The sequence below is a fragment of the Apibacter adventoris genome, assembly GCF_002964965.1.
Lineage (GTDB): Bacteria > Bacteroidota > Bacteroidia > Flavobacteriales > Weeksellaceae > Apibacter > Apibacter adventoris.
Map to the genome: position 1 here is coordinate 140,152 of NZ_PSZN01000023.1, position 19,129 is coordinate 159,280.

Here is a 19,129-nt window from a genome sequence, read left to right on the forward strand (position 1 = left end):
TTAATATATTCAAATTTAACGTCCAAACATTGCATCATCTTTGTCTGTACGAGTTGTATCCTCTAAGTGATACTGCTTCAGTAGGGGATGATATTTCATAGTTTCGTCATTTAATATCCTAACCAAGTTAGGATGTCCTTTGAATCGGATTCCATAGAAATCGAAGGTCTCCCTTTCTTGCCAATTGGCTGACTTATATATAGAGGTTAATGAATCGATTTCCGGGTTATTATCTGAAAAAAAGGTTTTTAGTCTTATTCTAAAATTGTTGGAAAAGCTGTGTAAATGATATATAACTCCTAATTCAGCTTGTGTATGGTATGGATAATGTATACCGCAAATATCTGTTAAAAAATCAATTTTAATCTCATGCTGTTTAATAAATTTCACCAAAGATAACAGAATTTCTTTTTTAAATTCTATAGTTAATATACCATCTGGTTCATATATTCTTAAAATTTCTCCTTCAAATTTATTTTTTAACAGTTTAGATACATATTCATTATCAATTGTTGTTTGTTCCATTTATGATATATTATATGATTCTAACAACTCTTTATATTCCTGAGAATCTCTTCTTCTTAAACTTTCTTTTCTAACCATATCCTGAATCTGCATAAACCCCTCTATAATCTGCTCCGGTCTAGGAGGGCACCCAGGAACATATACATCCACAGGAATAATCTTATCAATGCCCTGTAATACTGAATAAGTATCAAAAATACCTCCACTAGAAGCACAAGCACCTACGGCCATCACCCATTTAGGTTCTGCCATTTGGGAATATATTTGTTTTAAAACCGGTGCTAATTTCTTAGAAATAGTTCCACAAACCATTAACAAATCTGCCTGTCTGGGTGAAAACCTCATGTTTTCGGCACCAAAACGTGCCAAATCGTAATTAGCAGCCTGCATTGCCATAAATTCTATGCCACAACATGAAGTAGCAAATGGTAATGGCCATAAAGAATAAGATCTGGCCATACCTATTATTTTATCTAAAGGTCCGGCATAAAAACCAGGACCGTTAAATCCTTCCGGAGGATCAACTATTGTAACTTTTTTAGACATTTTCTTTTTAATTAAAACCACTAAATTTTATTTGCTTTTTCCCAATCTAAAGCTCCTTTTTTAACTACATATATAAAGCCAATCAAAAATATAGATATAAAGGTTACTACTTCAAAAAAACCTTCTATGCCAAATTCCTTTATATTTAATGCATATGGGTAAAAAAAGACTATCTCAATATCAAATAAAACAAATAAAATTGCTGTAAGGAAGTATTTTATGGAAAAAGGAGAACGTGCATCTCCTTCATAGGCTACCCCACATTCAAATGTATCATCTTTCACTTTTCCATGTACTCTAGATCCTAACATTGCCGAGCCAATTAATGCTATTATACTAAAACCCAAAGCAACTGCAACTTGTATTAAAACAGGCACATAATCTACAGGTAAACTCATTTTTTCTATTTTTATAGTATATAATTCAAGCTAGTGCAAATTTACTATTTTTTTAATCGAAATTTAAATTTATTTTCCTTTGTATCTTTAGTTCAAAAACCTTTTTTAAAAAGATCATATTATCATTAAGCTATATTCAATAAAGGAATTCTCAAATAAAACATGATATATATCATGCGATCTGTTTGTAATTAGTCTAAATAAGAATTATATTTGTCCAAAATAAAAAATTACATAAATTTAATTTCTTATGAAAAAAACACACCTATTTTTAATTTTTCTATTCTTGTGCCAGCTTATGTTAGCACAAAATAACTCTATAATACGAGGGGTATTGGTTACACCAGATAATCAGCCCATTAGTAATGCCGTTATTTATATTGACGGAAATAAATTAGATCAAACTACCCTAAGTAATGGTGAATTTGAAATATCTGGGCTAGCTGAAGGCGAACATAAAGTTACTTTTATAAGTCCTGATTCTAAAAAATATTCTGAAAAAATTTCGGTTACAAACAATGAAACTCGTTCATTAGTGATTACAATGCGTACAGAAAATTCAACTAATGAAAAGGAAATTGAAGATGTTTACGTATACGGCGCTGGAAATCAACCTAAGGGTATGGATGTAATTACTCGTATCCCAATAAGCCCTAGGGAAATGCCTCAAAATATCTCAGTTATTACAAACAAAATCATTGAAGAACAAGGAGCGCAAAATATTACGGATGCTGTAAGGAATGTTCCCGGTGTTATTTTATTCGGAACTTATGGTGGAGGTATGGAAAGTATGTCTATAAGAGGATATAGAGGGACTCCTGTACTAAAAAACGGTATACAAGTGGATTCTGATTTCAGATCTGCATCTCTGATGACCGATATGCAAGGTGTCCAAAGTATTCAAGTTTTAAAGGGATCTGCTTCTATCACTCAAGGTATAGGTAATAACTTAGGAAGTCCGGGCGGTGTTATTAATGTAGTTACTAAAACTCCACAGTTTTTAAACGGTGGGAATGTTTCGTTAATGAGTGGAAGTTGGGGACTTTTCCGTCCAACCTTTGATTATCAGACTGTATTAGATAAAAAACAAACAGCAGCATTTCGTATTAATGGGGCTTACCAAAGAGCAGACAGCTATAAATCTCGAGTGAATAGTAATCGTATATATGTTAATCCCTCTTTTGAATGGAGACCGGATGATAAGACACAGATCACTTTGGAATTGGATTATATGAATAATAATCATACTCCTGACAGAGGTACTGTAAATTTTGGTCCTGACACTGAAAATCACTTATACGAGATGCCTCATAATAAATTTACCGGATGGGGTACTGATAATGAAAATATTAAAACAACTACGTACTCTGCAAAAATTGTCAGAAGTTTAGGTCATAATTTAAGTTTAAGAGCTTTATATGCTGCTTCTGATTATAAAGATGAATCGTATGGAATGGGATCTATTATACGTGCAGCCAGTAAAGATTATTTATTGAGAAGCAGAGGTTTAGGCTGGTCTGAAAGTGAAGACAAAAATAAGGTAATTCAAATTGATTTAATCGGAAAAGAATTATATACCGGTAAAATCAAACATACATTCCAAGTTGGTTTTGATTATAAAAGAAATGATAAAAGCAATACTACTCACCAAGCGAATTTAATTGATCCAGCTACAGGAAAATCAAAAATTGTTTCAACTATTCCTATTGATGTAATTAATATTTTAGAACCTATTCCTAACAATTTACCTAACGGTATAAATAAAAATTCATTCAATGCTGATTCTAAAGAAACAAATTCAAAATCTGATGTATATGGCATTATGGTTCAGGAGGCAATAGAAATAAATAAATATGTTAGAGCTAACTTAGCTTTAAGATATAGCCAAAATTCAATTCGTGTAAATCCAAATGCAGCCAATGAAGCTTGGGATCCTTTCTTTGGATTAATGGTTACCCCTATTGAAAATATAAGTGTTTTTGGAAACTATGCTACTACAACCGATTTACGCTCTGCTAATAATCCAACCCCAGATGGTGGTACTTTAGGAGCTTCTACTACTAATCAATGGGAGTTTGGGGTTAAATCTGATTGGTTCAATAAAAAATTAGCTTTTAATGTTAGTTATTTCCATATAAGAAATAATGATTTATCTTATCAAATTTATGATGCTAATGGATCACGAACCGGACTATATGAATTTGCCGGAGATATAACAAGAAAAGGAATGGACTTGGAGGTAACCGGAAAAATATTTGATAATTTAAAGGTTATTGCCGGATATTCTTATTTGGATGCTAAATATAAAAATAGCCCTGCCTACCATAATGGATCAAGACCAATGAATACTCCATATAATACTGCTAACGGATGGGTGCAATATTTATTTAATAAAGGAACTCTTAAAAATTTAAGTATAGGAGTAGGAGTTTATTATGTTGGAGACCGTCCGATTAATGATTATTCTATTGCGGGAGCTGATCCTCATGGAAATAATTATCCTAAAGCTCCATTTAATATGCCTGAATACACAACTTTCAACGCTCAATTAGGTTATACTTATCAAAATATAGGATTACAAGTGTTTTTCAACAATATATTTGATGAAGTTGGATATACTTCTTATTATAGAGGAGGATTTATTGACCAAATTGATCCAAGAAATTTTAAAGTTCAACTTTCATATAAATTCTAATTTTCATACAATAATTTATTTCCTAGAAAGCTATCTGTTTAATGACAGATAGCTTTCTAAGTTTATAGGACAAATATTTCTTTGAAGTAATTCATAAACTGATCTCTGTTAATCTGTTCTTTTTATTATCATATAAATAAGATGAATTTTTTAGTTTTATATATTTTTATATCTGAGAAAAATACTTCTAATCACTTACAAAAAAAAATTATATTTTATTCTTAATTTACCCAGTCAAATAATAATTTAAAATTATTTTATATTTTTTGCTTTTCTATAAGATATTTCCAATACCTTTTAGGCATATGTTGTTTTTGCAATTTTAAATTGATTCTTTCTTTTATAGCAAGTGCCTTATAATAACTTTTCCACAATTTTTGAAATATCTGTTCATCTTCATGAAATAATTCTTTATTTGTCTGTTCTATTTCCTTATCTAATGATATTTCCACTATTCTTCTTTTATCAAAATAAAAACCGTACTTACGTTTTACATCATATATAATCCATAATTGTGAAGAAAAACGGTTTTTAAAGTGATTTATTACCAAAGGAAGTGAATTATATTGTAAAGAAACAGGAGCAAAGTAAATATTGTCTTTTGTTTTTTGAAACCGAACAAATTGTTTTATTGAATGTCCTTCTTTATATACTTTTTTAGCTAATTTATGAATTTCTAATATAGTAGAATCTCCTAAATTATTAATATATAAAAATTGACTATCAATAGCTTTAATTATGTAATCAAAAATTAGTTTATCACTCTTTTCTTCTTCAGACAACCATACAGCAGTTAACATGTTTATACAATTTGCAGGCAATTGTTTATGTAATAAATTCCAAACTCGATGGTATTTTTTTTCATGAGTTTCTACTTGTATCTCACTATTGATAAATAAAGGAGGAATGTCTCCTATACCTAAAATAATATCTGGAAAAATATTTAGTTTATATGCATCAAAAATGCTGGATAAAAGGCCATTAATTGTTTTATCATAATAAAATACTGTCATTTTTAATTAATGATTTTATAGAGGAAAAGCCAATGAAATTTGGTTTGGATTTTTAGTTTTTTTCTTTTTTAATAGAATCTCTCGAACTTTCCTTGGAGTAATTTCATTGATAGTTTGATTAATAGCGTCTTTACATATAATGAAATATTGTGCACGTTTCATAATGACACCTATTTTTTTTAACTGATACATATCTAAATATCCAAATCGGCGTGCATTTATGATAATTTTCGCTGATTTTATACCTATACCGGGAACCCTTAAGATAGTCCTATATTCAGCTTTATTTATATCTATAGGGAATATTTCAGGATGACGAAGTGCCCAAGAGAGTTTAGGATCAACTTCTAAATCTAAATTAGGATTATTATCATCTATTATTTCTTCTGCTGAAAACTGATAAAACCTCATTAACCAATCTGCCTGATATAATCTGTTTTCTCGTACTAAAGGTGATTGATGCAAAACCGGAAGTCTATTGTCATAAGCATTAACCGGAATAAATCCAGAGTAATAAACCCTTTTCATACTAGATTGTAAATATAATAATGAGGAGGTCTGTAATATATCTTTATCTGTTTCATTGGTAGCTCCAATAATCATTTGTGTACTTTGACCGGCAGGGGTAAACCTAGGAGTAAATTTACTTTTATTTTTTTCTTCTTTGTATTCTATGACTCCTTGTTCTATAAATTTCATAGGTCTAAATACACTTTTATGATCTTTTTCAGGAGCAAGAAACTTTAAATTTTTTTCTGTAGGAATTTCTATATTAACACTTAATCTATCTGCATACAAGCCTGCTTGAACTACTAATTCTCTACTGGCACCAGGTATGCTTTTCATATGAATATATCCGTTATAGCTATGCACTGTTCGTAAATCTTTGATTACCCTAATCATTTTTTCCATAGTATGATCCGGATTTTTTATTATTCCTGAACTTAAAAATAAACCTTCTATATAATTTCTTTTATAAAACTCAAGGGTTAATTCTACCAATTCTTTAACACTAAAAGCAGCTCTTTTTATGTCATTACTTTTTCTATTAATACAATAAGCACAATCATACATACAATAATTAGTGAGCATTATTTTTAGTAATGAAACGCATCTTCCATCTTCAGTAAATGTATGACAAATACCCCAACTTGAGGTTGATCCTATAGTTCCTGATTTATTATTACGAGCTACTCCGCTTGAGGAACAGGAAACGTCATATTTAGCTGAATCTGCAAGAGTTACGAGCTTATGGATTATATTATCATTCATATAATACAAAGTTAGTCAACATAAGTTATTTATTGAAATAAAGCCTTAAAATTATCAACCAAATAAATGATTATCAAACATTTAAACATCAAACCTAATGAAATAAAAATTAAAAAATTTAATGATTATGGCCTGTTTCCATTTCACCGGATTTTAAGTAATAAACCCCTGAGGTAACAACTTCCTGATTATTGCTTAAGTTGATAACTTCTATCCATTTATCATTAGATATTCCTGTCTGTATTTCTTTCTTTACTATTTTATTATTTGCTTTTTTTATGAATATATACTTTTTCCCTTCTTCTTCAAAAATAGCTTCTACTGGTAATGTTGAAACTTCTTTAGTTTTTCTAATTATTTCTGCATTTACAAATCTTCCTTCATAAAAATTATTTGAAGGTAGTTTATTGTTTATATTCACATGGATTTGTACAGTATTGTTTTCTGTATTGGTTACTTTTCCTATAAGATGAATGTTACCTTTAATTTTATTCTGTATTTCTGGTAGTCTAAATTCTACATCTTGACCTACATAAAGTTCAGAAGCATATTGCACCGGAACATTTAGCTCAATTTGTAATTCGTTTTGATTAATTATTTCAAATAATTCATCTGCTGTAGTAACTTGTTTCCCCGAAGATATTTCTTTAGCTTGAACAAATCCACTACGGGGGCTAATAATCGGTAAAACCGGATTTATTTTGCATACTTTTTGAATGTATTGAGGATTGAATCCTAATAATTGTAATTCTGATTTTAAACTTTGATATTCTGCAGTAGAAACTTCATAGGCTGCTTGTGCCTGTTCGTAAGCTTTCTTACTAATTGCATCAGCTTTAAGTAATGATTTTTTTCTTTGAAAATCTTTAAGATTTAAATTCATATTGAAATAACTTTCCAAAAATTGTTTTTGCAAAGTAATGAATGAAGGATTTTTTAGGGTAGCCATAACCTGTCCTTTTTTTACATAATCTCCAGTAAAAAAGTTTATTTTATCTATAAATCCATCTATTTGAGGATGTACTGTCGATTTATTCTGAGGTAGAGCGTGTATTATCCCGGTAACTAGAATTTTTGATTCTATATAATTGATTTCTGACTTACCATATTTAATCCCATTCATTTTTATTTGTTCTGATGTGAGAATTATTTCATCTTTATGCTCTTTTTCCTCTGTATGAATTTTTTTTTCTTTTTTAGAACAGGCTAATAATAAGAATATTGAAAGAATATTTATATATATTATTTTTTTCATTCTATAATTTTATTTGGATTGTGTTATATATTTTAATTCTATTAAAATCCGATTATATACATTGTTTAAGTCAAGATATGTAAGATTGGCCTCTACAGAAGATTTTAACATACTACAGTATTGAAGGTAATCTATTTCTCCATATTTATATTTGATAGTAGCTACCTCCCTCATTTTTTTTAATTCTTGTAAATGTCTGTTTCCAAAAAATACCAACTCTTTATTATAAATTCTTTCTTCTTCTTTGAGCTGTTTAATTTTCAAATCTAATGTTCTGTTTATTTGTTCTTTTTTATTATCAATCATATAATTATCCACTAAGATTTGTTCCTTAGATTTTTTATAAGCATTATTAAATAAGGGAATACTAATCCCTATAACTCCTGCATAATAATTATAATCCTGATCTAAACTTTGCATAATTCCTCCAATAGATATTTCCGGCAAACGTTGAGATTTCTGTAAAGATAGAATACTATGGTTTACTTCTTGTTGTTTTTCATATTCTTGTAAAAAAACTCTGTTCAAACTATCGGAATAAGTATAATTACTTATTTTATAAAAACTATCTACGGGAATTAATGTTTCATCTGAATTTATATGACAAATAGTATACAACTGATTTTCTATGTCAAGATATTCTTTTTCATTATTTATTTTTTGTTGTAGAATTTGCTCAACTTCCACTTTAAAAAATTGTTTTTCCATAAAGTCTGTTTCTCCTTTTTCATATCTAATTTGTGCTCTGTTCAATCCAACTATATATAAAGAATCTATTTGCTTAAAAAGTGCTTTTTTTTCTATTGTATAAAGCCATTGGTTATAAAGCTGCTCAACCTGAAATTGTATTAAATGTTTTTTTAATAAAGATTGAGCCAACAACCATTCTATTTTAGATTCAGATAGTTGTTGATTTTTTTTATAAGAAAATATATTTCCTAAATCTTGTGAAACCTCAAGTTGAAAGTCTGCTACTTTACTATTATATTGTCCATAACCTAAAGAGAAAGAAGTACTACCTGTCGTATATGCATATTTCTTTTCTAATGTCTCTTTCTGTATTTGTAATTCTTCATGTTTTATATCTAAATTTTCTGTAGATGCTCTTCTAAGTAACTCTGGCAATGAAACTTTTGTTTGTGATTTCATTGTAAGAATACTTCCACAAAAAAATAATACAAATGTTGCTATTTTCTTATTTATCTGTTTTTTATATCCTTTTTCTATAATATAATATAATGACGGTACTACAAGAAGTGTGAGCATGGTAGAAGTTATTAATCCGCCTATTACTACTGTAGCTAAAGGTCTTTGTACTTCAGCTCCATTCGAGGTTGATAAAGCCATAGGTAAAAATCCTAAAGTGGCTACCATTGCTGTCATGAAAACCGGACGTAAACGTGTTAAAGCGCCTTCTATTATAATTTCTTTTAAAGATTTTATTTTACCGAAATTTTTAACCTTATTTATCTCACTTACTAAAACAATTCCATTAAGTACAGCTACACCAAATAAAGCTATAAAGCCTACTCCTGCAGATATACTGAAAGGTAAACCTCTTAACCACAAAGCTATGATTCCTCCAATAGAAGCTAAAGGTACTGCTGTAAATATTAATATAGCATCTTTAATATTTTTAAAAGCTAAGTATAGCAAGAAAAAAATGGTTACTAAGGTTATAGGAATTACTATACTTAAACGGGATTTGGCTGCTTGCAAATTTTCAAAAGCTCCTCCATATTCTATTTGATAACCAGGTGGTAATTGTATCTTTTCTTTTATTTTACTATCTACATTTTTAACTAAGGTTGCCATATCTGTTCCTCTTACGTTAACTCCTATATTTATTTTTCTCTGAGCTTTTTCTCGGGATATCATCATAGGGGCAGATTCAAAATTTATAGTAGCTACTTCTGATATTGGAATTAAAGAATTTAATGATGTGCGAACATATATTTGTTCTAAATTTAAATTATTTCTAAATCTTTCATCCAATCTTACAACCAAATCAAATCGTTTTTCTCCTTCTAATATAGCTCCTGCTTTTTGCCCTGCTACGGTAGATTTGATTATCTGATTTAACGTTTCTATATCTAAACCATATTGAGCCATTTTTAAACGATTATATGAAATTTTCATTTGTTTTAAACCTTCTGTCTGTTCTACTTTAACATCTCCAGCTCCTTTTAAATTTTTTATTATTCCTGCTATTGTATTTGCCAGCTCTTTAAGTTTTTCACGATCTTCACCGAATATTTTTACCACAACATCTGCTTTTGCTCCTGTCATTAACTCATTAAATCTGAGTTGAATCGGTTGAGAAAATTCAAAAGAAGCCCCAAGTATAGAAGATAACTTTTGTTTCATCTTTTGTACTAATTGTTCTTGATTGTTCGCAGATACCCATTCTTTTTTATTTTTTAAAACTATCATAATATCTGCATCTTCTATACCCATAGGATCAGTAGGTACTTCTGCGGTACCTATTTTAGAAACTACATGTAAAACTTCCGGAAAATTAGTTTTAAGAATTTTTTCTACTTTAGTAGTCATTGAAATACTTTCATTTAAAGAACTTCCAGGTTGTATACTCATTTGCATGGCTATATCTCCTTCCTGAAGAGTGGGGACAAATTCTGACCCTAACCGAGAAAAAATCCATAAAGAAAAAATCCATAAAACAAATATTCCGACTATTATTTTATAAGGCATCTGTAGAACTTTTTTTAATATAGGTAGGTAAAGTGATTTTAATGTATTAATTATTTTACCTGCAATGGATTTTTGTGAAGCTATTTTTTTGTTTAGAAATAAAGCAATCATTACAGGAACATAAGTAAGTGATAAAATAAAGGCTCCTAAAATTGCAAAGCTCACAGCTATGGCCATAGGTCTAAACATTTTTCCTTCTATACCTGTAAGCGACATAATTGGTACAAAGACTAAGATAATAATCAAAATTCCAAAAGCTGCTGATTTATAAATATTCCCTGCTGTTTTTCCTATGATCTTATCCATTTCTTTTTGAGTTAATTTTTTATTTAAATATGTTGTATATAAAACTTGTATAACACTTTCTATTATAATTATGGCTCCATCTACAACAATACCAAAATCCATTGCTCCTAATGATAGTAAGTTTGCAGAAACACCAAAAATATTCATCATAATAAGAGCAAACAACATGGATAAAGGAATTACAGAAGCTACAATAAGTCCTGCTCGTAAATTTCCAAGTAATATGATTAATACCAAAACAACTATTAAGCCCCCTTCTACTAAATTTTGGGTTACAGTGGATATAGTCTTATCTATTAGATTGGCTCTATTTAAATAAGGATATATTTCTAATCCATCCGGTAATGAGTTTTGTATCTTCGCTATTCTTTCTTTAACATTTTGAACTGTTTTATATGAGTCCGCACCTTTTAACATCAAAGTAATTCCTCCTACTACTTCTCCTTTACCATCCATTGTCATAGCACCAAACCTCTGTGCTGAACCAATCTTAACTTTCGCTATATCTGATATTTTTACAGGAACATTTTCTTTCACAGTTACTACAACATTTTCAATATCCTGATTTTTTTTCAATACTCCTTCTGTTCTGATATAGAAAAGATTGTGGTCTTGTTGTATATAACCAGAACCTGAATTTTGATTATTCTTTTTCAATGCTACATTCACTTCATCTAATGTGAGATTATAACTATGTAGAGCTAATGGATCTATAGACACTTCATATTCTTTTACTTTTCCTCCAAAACTTGAAATTTCTATTACTCCTTCTATACCATTTAATTGTCTTTTTATCATCCAGTCTTGAATGGTTCTTAATTTTTCAGTATCATATTTTTTTTCAAATCCGGGCTTTACTTTGAGAACGTATTGATAAATCTCACCTAACCCAGTAGTAATGGGCATTAATTTTGGTTCCCCCAATCCTTCAGGAATTTCATCTTTTATTAGCTTAATTTGTTCTTCTACTAATTGTCTTGCATTCAAAGTTGGTACTTTATCCTTAAAAACAACTGTAATAATAGAAAGTCCAAATCTTGAAATGGATCGCACTTCTAAAGCACCTGGAATATTTCGTAATTCAGACTCAAGAGGAATGGTTATTAATTCTTCTATTTCTTGAGGTACTAAAGTTGGAGATGTGGTTACTATCTGTACCTGATTATTAGTAATATCCGGAGTTGCATCTATAGCTAAATGTTTAATAGAGTAAATTCCAGCAATTAACCATATTAAAACTCCTATAATTATTAACCATTTATTATTAATTGAGATTTGGATAATTTTTTCAAACATAAATAAAGCTTTATTTAAGTTAATTTATATTTTATTAAATAATATAAAAATAGATAATGATTTTTGCAACCAAATTGCAAACTCTATTTACAATAAAAATTATATCGGTAAATAAATTATCAATAATTAATAAAATTTATTTAAAATGCATTGAAACAATTAATTATCTAAATCAAAGGGAATTTATTAATCTATTTTTTAAAGATTTATTTATAAAAACCCATATTAAATTTAATAAAATGTGTAGATAAGAATACATAAAAAATATGTTGAAAACACATAAAATAGTAAAGCATAATATTCTTAATTAGAAAACTAAAAATATTCATATTTTTCATACTTTATATTATATCTTAGTTTTTTTATTAGATTCTATGAGTCTAATTTTTTTAAGTCATATAAAGTAAATAATAATGAATAATAATTTCAAAATGCACCTTATGTTGGTTGAAATTATATTATGAATTAATAGTATATAAAATTCTAATAGTGATTTTCTATGTAATTTTCACAATATTAAAAATTATAATTTGAAAGTAAATTTAAAATGCTTTTTTATCTCCTCCTACTGTTTTGAAAAATGTACGTATAATTATAAATATATCTAATATAAAAGACCAATTCTTTATATAATAAATATCTGAAATAATTCTTTTTTGTATATCTTCTTTTGAGCTAATTTGCCCCCTAAAACCTTTAATCTGTGCTAATCCTGTAATTCCTGGTTTAACATAATGTCTTAAAGTATATCTTCTCATTTCTTCACTATAATATTCATCTTGTAAAACCATATGTGGCCTTGGTCCTACTACAGACATATTTCCAAATAAAACATTAAAAAATTGAGGTAATTCATCTAAACTTGTTTTTCTTAGAATTTTACCAATTCTTGTAATTCTTGAATCTCCTTTTACAGTAGCTTTTATATCATTTTCTTTACTCTTTTTCATTGTTCTAAACTTATAACAATAAAAAATTTTCCCATATAATCCTACTCTTTTTTGTAAATAAAATATAGGTTTTCCGTTATCTATTAAAATTATAAAAATAATAATAGGAAATAACCAACTAAATAAAAAAACGATTATAAATAATGAAAAAACAATATCAAAAATTCTTTTTAATATACGATTCCAAATATTATCTAATGGGAAATTATCAAATGTTAAAATAGGAAAAGTGTCATAATATTTTAATTTAAGATTATTAAAGGGATCGTATAAAGTATTAGGGATAAATCTAATATCTATATGACATTTTTGAGATAATAAAACTATTTCATCCTGAATTGATTCCGATAGCTTACCATTTAATGAAAAAAATATTATTTGAATATTTTCTTCTAAAAGAAAACACTTTAAATCATTTAAATCAAAATTATATCTTTTTTGTCGTAAATCAGATTTAATATCAAACAAAAATATTCCATAATTTACAAATCCATAATCTTTTCTTTTTGATAATAAATTTATAAAAGATTGCGTATTTGAATTTTCATCTATAAAAATTACTTTTCTAATATTGCCCCCCAAACTTCTATAGATTTTCAATAATATAAATAAGAATGTTCTTGTTAAAGAATTGAAAAAGAACAATATCGCTAAGTAAATTATTGAAAGTTTAGGTGAAAATAAATCACTGGTTTTAAAACCTGATACAGCAAATACTATTATACTAAATAATAGAGTCTGATATAAATTATTTTTTAATATTGAAAATAAACTATCTAACCTGCTTATTTTATAAATATTTGTATTTATAGAAATAAAGCACCAGCTAAATATAAAAAGAATTAGGGCTTTATAATGTAATTTTATTAATTGTTCAATAGTTCTAACTTCTCCATTTTGTAAGTATTGATATTTTAAAAACAATAAAAAGAAAGAAATAAAGAAAACTAAATCTAATAATTGTAGGATAAGAAAAATATTTTTTGAATAGCGTATATGCTGTATCATTAAACCTATTTTTATAGTATTCAAAAATAATAAATATAGACTTATTATTATATAACTATGATAATTTTCATTTTTTAATACTAAAAAAAATCGTGTACACCAAACTAAAAAAAATTACTCCCTTTTGTCTAAAAAAAACTACTTCTGTTATAAATAATAAACATATTAAAGAAATAAATATAAATATAAATAAATTTTTATCTTTGATGGATATATAAAAACAGTATAATATTAGACTTATTAATAGTAAAAGACCTAATAACCCACTTTCTACTAGTGTCTGCATGTATTGATTATGAAAGTTATAGGAATAATATTGCTCACAATGATATTTTTTATAACATATATCTAATATACTCTGAGATGCTCCCAGTCCCAATCCCTCAATCCATTTATGATATTGTTCTAGGATTTCATAGCCCAATCGTAATTGAAAAACCCTTAAATTCGTTCCTGTCCAATGATATTCCTGAAAATCTTTTGAAAATAGAACCTGAGAAAAATCTAAATAGTTTAATTCTTCTAAAAATCTTTCTCTTATTGGATTATCATATAAAAACAAAAACCAACCACTAATAAAAAATATTAATAAAGCAATGAACTTTATTCTCCAAAATTTTTTATTACTAAAAAATATTATAATTTGAATAATGAAAACAGATATAATAATATTTTTTGATGCTAATAATAGTAAAAATAAAAATAATAAACAGATAAGTAATAAGTCAAAAACATTTGGCTTTTTAATATTAATAAGCCCTAAAATACAAAATGAACAATACAATGATATATATATTGCGTGATTATTAAACAGAGAAACAAGTGGATGATAAAAAAATACTTCTATATTATAAGTTTTTTGATAGATAAAAAAGGCATTACTTAAACAAGAAAGGAAATATATAATAAGGCCTATAGAAAACCAGCGAATAATTTTATATATATCATTTCTATCTAATTTTGGGAATTGAGATACAAAAATAGGTAGTAATAAAATAGGCAATTCTAGTTGTAAATGATGTATAGTAGATTTCTTATTAATAGACCATAATAAAGTTGTTAATTGATATATAAATAAAAGTAAGATCGGTATCTGATATTTATGTAAAACATATTTTTTATTCTTTATAATATAATAAATCCCTGTTATTACCAATAATATTATAAAGATATTACTGATTGCATATCCAAAAATTAATGAAATTAAAGCAAAAGATAGAAACGTAGAAGATATATTTATTTTTTTAAGCATTCTAATATAAAATCCAAGTATTGTTGATTTATATTTTCCCAAGAATATTTTTTTGCAACTTTTTCTAAATTGGAATTAATTTTTTTATAATTATTCGTTTTAGTTTGAAATACTAAAATTTGAGAGATATCATTAGATGTTGAAAAATATAAAGCATCATCTCCCAATATAGATTTATTAAATATGTTGTCATGAGCAACTATAAAACAATTGGATGCCATTGCTTCCAACAAAGATGGATTAGTTCCACCTACCGAATGACCATGAAAGTATATATCTGAAAAATATCTCAAGTTATTTAGAATTTCTATATCATAAACTGCTCCAATAAATTTTATATTAAAATTATTACTATATTTTTCATATAAATATTTCCCAAATGAAGTATTTTTATAATTTCCTACAAGTATCAACGGTTTTTGACTTTTATTTTCAATTATTCCATCAATAATAGTTTCTATATTATTTTCAGGTTCCATTCTGGCTATCAATAAATGATACTGATAGGGAGATAAATAAAATTTATTCAACAGTACTTCTTTTGTATCAGAAAACACTTCTGCACCATACGCTATATACTTTGTTTCTTTTCTATATTCTTCTTTTATATAATCCCGTATTCCTACAGAATCTGCTATCAGATACCCTCCATGGTTTGCTGCTAATTTTTCTGCAAACTTCAAAAATTTTTGTGTTTTTTTTGAATATTTTGATCTTTTCCATTCCAATCCATCCATATTAGTTATAATAACAGATTTCTTAGGTAGTAAAAAATGCCAAATACTACTACTTGTATATCCTAATTGGAGAATTACATCAAAATTTTTCTTCCTGCTATCTAAAATACAATTTAGATCATAAATAAACTGTCCAGCCGTTCCTATTTTATTTTCCGGATCTGTACAATGAATTAAATTGACTCCTTTATATATTTTCTTTTTATAGGGATGTAAAGACGAGTTATAAACATAGACTTCATGCCCTCTTTGTTGTAAAAATATTGAAAAAAATTCTGCAAATTGCTCAAATCCTCCATGGTGATTAGGAATACCCCTAGTACCTAAAATGGCTATTTTCATTAGCTTAATAGATATATAATGAACCAAATATAATAAATATTATTATATTTATTTTTATTCATTCTACTGTCTAAGCAATTCATAAAAAAAGGTCATTTAAAAGAAATTTTTAAATTAAAGGAATAAAAAATATTTTTACTTACCATTTTTATCAAAAATGCAAATATCCATATTCTTCTCCTAACTTAATAATAACAACTCCTTCTACCATTTTTACTGATCCATAATCAGGCCAAATAGGCATATTATTTATTGAATCTTTAATTTTTATGAAATCATCTTTTTCTATCATTTTATAATTTGCAATATTATAATATCTGAAAAAACCTAATATTAAACCATTATTTCCTCCATTCCATTGTAAAAAAGATCCACCAAATACTTCAGAATTATTTAGCTTAAATCTATTAGCTTTCTCCAATCCTCCATGAAAATAGACTGGATTTATATTTTCTTTAAACTCTGGATATTTAGTTCTAATTATTAAGTCCATTTTATTTGCCTCAATTACCTCAAAATCTCTAACACGTTTTTGAGAATAATATAATTGTGTTATAAAAAGTACATTAATAGCCCCAACAAAGCTAACTAAAACAATTGTCATGTTTTGTTTCTTTATTTTCAAAAAAAAGTCAATTATTATTATTGAGAAAGATATATTAGTTGCTAAATACAATCTTGGAGGATGATAACCTCCTGTTATAAATAAAGAAATAAAAAATGGAAGAATTAATATAGCACTTAAAATAATTGTTCTTAATTGAAATATTTTTTTTTCTAGAAAATATTTAAATATACTTAAGATAAACAAAAGAGTAGCTATTATATAAAGAGAATTTCCAAAATAAGCTTTACCCAATAACTGGATCTTTAATAAATTAATAAAATTAAAAATTGTATTTTTTAAACTATTATGTGAAGTATAACTTGATTCTATGTAATCATCATATCCTTTTATCCCTACCAATTTTAAAGATATAACATAAAATAAAGCGGACACCACAATAAATAAAATAAAAACAATACTTTTACTTATTTCATATTTATATGAAAGTTTTTTTCTTGAATCTTTAAATAATAAATAAGATAAATAAACAACAAGAATAACAAAAATAAAAGCTTGATATATCGATAATGTAAACATAGCTATGAAACATGCGAATAAAAAATATATTACTGCTTTTCGTTTATTTGATATTTCTATAGATTTAATGAATAGCCAAATACTAATTATGGATAAAACATATCCAAGTGCTATTGCATCTGCTTGAGTAATAAAAACTAATTGATATGCTAATTGCGGAAAAGTTAAATATAATATGCAAAATGCATAAGCATAAATACCTTGAATATTTAGTAACTTAATTAGCATTAGCGATGATAAACATAACAATACAAGACTCACAAGAGGTGTAAAATAAGGAGTATAGCCATGAAATAAGTGATACCTAATTAAACAAATTCCCCACCTCCCTACAGATAACATAAAATTAGGATTAATAACTTCTTCTTGAGCATCAATAGGTAAGCTAAAATTCATTAATCCATATCCATAAGTTAATAAACTTATACATAATGAAAATAAACATATATTTATTTCATTTTTTTTTAATTCCATTTTTTTTAGATTTTGTAACATTATTATGATATTATAAACAATTATTTTTTTAATATTTCATTATAGGCGCTTAAAGTTTTTTGAGCTGTTATCTCCCAAATATAATTTTTTAATATATATTCCCTTAATTTTGGATTAATTGGTTCATAATATGCCTTTAATACAGTTTCCTTTATTGAATTAACATCATCTGGTTCGCAATAAAAAGCCATATCTTTAAAATATTCCTCGGTGTCACCTTTTTTAGTTATAACTATATTACAGCCCATAGCTCCTGCTTCCAGAGAACTTAAACCAGTAGTTTCAAACCAACTAGGCAATACATGTACTTTTGCTGATTTATAAATATTAACTAATTTTTCATGAGAAATATGTTCTATAAAACAAATATTTTGAAAACCTTGAGCTTCTTTTCTACATTTATTATAATATTTAATATGATTAGGAGAAGGCTTTCCTATTATTAGGACAGACAAATTTGTATTTTTTAGAGCTTTAATTAGATTTAATTGATTTTTAAGCCCTTCAATTCTTCCTACACAAATTATTGTATCTTTAAAATCAGTAATTTCAGAATTTTTATAATTAAAAATTTTATCATCAATTGCATTAACAATTTTTCTATATGGAACCCTTACATCTCCAATGTATTTTACCAATCGTAAATATTCATGTTTTGAATTTGGCAAGAGCATGCTTGCTTTTGATATTATCTTTTTTATTGATTTTTTCTGACCATGAAATAAAAAATAGTTAGATTTTATTTTATCCCCATTTATTATCCATCTAGCAATAGATTTTATATATTCAATTTGTCCTAATGAAAATATTCTAAAAATAAATCTTCCTTTTAAATTTTCATATTCTGAATAATCTACAAAAATTGTTGATACTACAAATGGAACTTTATGCTTAATATGTGGCAATATATCATCAGGTCTGATGATATTAAAAAAATGGATTATATCATAATCATCATATTTAAAGCAATGATTAGACAATCCTATGGTTACAGAAACTTTTAATTTTCTTAAATATTTTGCTGTCATTTCAACCTGTACTGTATCTCCCCCAGGAGATATATACAAATTTGGTCTAGTAATCATAAGTATTTTCATCTAATCTATCTACTTATATTATATAAAAATTTTATAAAAAATCAATTTGTACACTACAAAATTATCCCTACTTATACATGTTATTA

Annotated in this window: 13 protein-coding genes; 1 reads left to right on the forward strand and 12 read right to left on the reverse strand. The window is 26.8% G+C overall.

Translation table 11 applies throughout. From position 1 onward, the window contains the following. Positions 1–15: 15 nt before the first annotated feature. The 3 genes from C4S76_RS10340 to C4S76_RS10350 are packed head-to-tail and all read right to left on the reverse strand — an operon-like array spanning position 16 to position 1,469. Positions 16–525: an NADH-quinone oxidoreductase subunit C gene (locus C4S76_RS10340; protein WP_245915830.1), complete on the reverse strand. Its 510-nt coding sequence runs from the start codon at positions 523–525 to the stop codon at positions 16–18. Next, positions 526–1,071 (reverse strand): NADH-quinone oxidoreductase subunit B, encoded by a 546-nt coding sequence (locus C4S76_RS10345; RefSeq protein WP_105194389.1) that lies wholly within the window; start codon positions 1,069–1,071, stop codon positions 526–528. A gap of 20 nt (positions 1,072–1,091) precedes the next feature. Further along, on the reverse strand, positions 1,092–1,469 hold the full coding sequence (locus C4S76_RS10350) for an NADH-quinone oxidoreductase subunit A (protein WP_105194390.1): 378 nt from the start codon (positions 1,467–1,469) through the stop codon (positions 1,092–1,094). 250 nt (positions 1,470–1,719) lie between these two features. Between C4S76_RS10350 and C4S76_RS10355 the strand changes: the two genes are divergently transcribed. Continuing rightward, complete coding sequence (locus tag C4S76_RS10355) at positions 1,720–4,164, forward strand: TonB-dependent receptor (RefSeq protein WP_105194391.1); 2,445 nt, start codon at positions 1,720–1,722, stop codon at positions 4,162–4,164. Between the two features lie 257 nt (positions 4,165–4,421). Here the strand turns inward: C4S76_RS10355 and C4S76_RS10360 are convergent, their stop codons facing one another. From C4S76_RS10360 to C4S76_RS10405, 9 genes are all read right to left on the reverse strand, one after another. After that, positions 4,422–5,177, reverse strand: coding sequence for a TIGR03915 family putative DNA repair protein (locus C4S76_RS10360; protein WP_105194392.1), 756 nt, complete (start codon positions 5,175–5,177; stop codon positions 4,422–4,424). Between the two features lie 15 nt (positions 5,178–5,192). After that, positions 5,193–6,449 (reverse strand): putative DNA modification/repair radical SAM protein, encoded by a 1,257-nt coding sequence (locus tag C4S76_RS10365; protein WP_105194393.1) that lies wholly within the window; start codon positions 6,447–6,449, stop codon positions 5,193–5,195. Between the two features lie 118 nt (positions 6,450–6,567). Continuing rightward, positions 6,568–7,704 (reverse strand): efflux RND transporter periplasmic adaptor subunit, encoded by a 1,137-nt coding sequence (locus C4S76_RS10370; RefSeq protein WP_105194394.1) that lies wholly within the window; start codon positions 7,702–7,704, stop codon positions 6,568–6,570. A gap of 9 nt (positions 7,705–7,713) precedes the next feature. Then, positions 7,714–12,018: a CusA/CzcA family heavy metal efflux RND transporter gene (locus C4S76_RS10375; RefSeq protein WP_105194395.1), complete on the reverse strand. Its 4,305-nt coding sequence runs from the start codon at positions 12,016–12,018 to the stop codon at positions 7,714–7,716. A 542-nt stretch (positions 12,019–12,560) separates the two neighbouring features. Next, positions 12,561–13,976, reverse strand: coding sequence for an exopolysaccharide biosynthesis polyprenyl glycosylphosphotransferase (locus C4S76_RS10385; protein ID WP_105194397.1), 1,416 nt, complete (start codon positions 13,974–13,976; stop codon positions 12,561–12,563). 67 nt (positions 13,977–14,043) lie between these two features. Continuing rightward, positions 14,044–15,228 carry an O-antigen ligase family protein gene (locus C4S76_RS10390; RefSeq protein ID WP_146105735.1) on the reverse strand — a complete coding sequence of 395 codons (1,185 nt, stop codon included), beginning with the start codon at positions 15,226–15,228 and terminating at the stop codon, positions 14,044–14,046. Further along, on the reverse strand, positions 15,213–16,307 hold the full coding sequence (locus C4S76_RS10395) for a DUF1972 domain-containing protein (RefSeq protein WP_105194399.1): 1,095 nt from the start codon (positions 16,305–16,307) through the stop codon (positions 15,213–15,215). Before C4S76_RS10395 ends, C4S76_RS10390 begins: the two co-directional genes overlap by 16 nt. Before the next feature lie 151 nt (positions 16,308–16,458). Next, positions 16,459–17,925, reverse strand: a complete 1,467-nt coding sequence (locus C4S76_RS10400) for a glucosyltransferase domain-containing protein (RefSeq protein WP_181044107.1) — start codon at positions 17,923–17,925, stop codon at positions 16,459–16,461. A gap of 41 nt (positions 17,926–17,966) precedes the next feature. Further along, the gene (locus tag C4S76_RS10405; protein ID WP_181044108.1) at positions 17,967–19,031 is read right to left on the reverse strand and encodes a glycosyltransferase family 4 protein; all 1,065 of its coding nucleotides are present in this window, start codon (positions 19,029–19,031) and stop codon (positions 17,967–17,969) included. Positions 19,032–19,129: the final 98 nt, after the last annotated feature.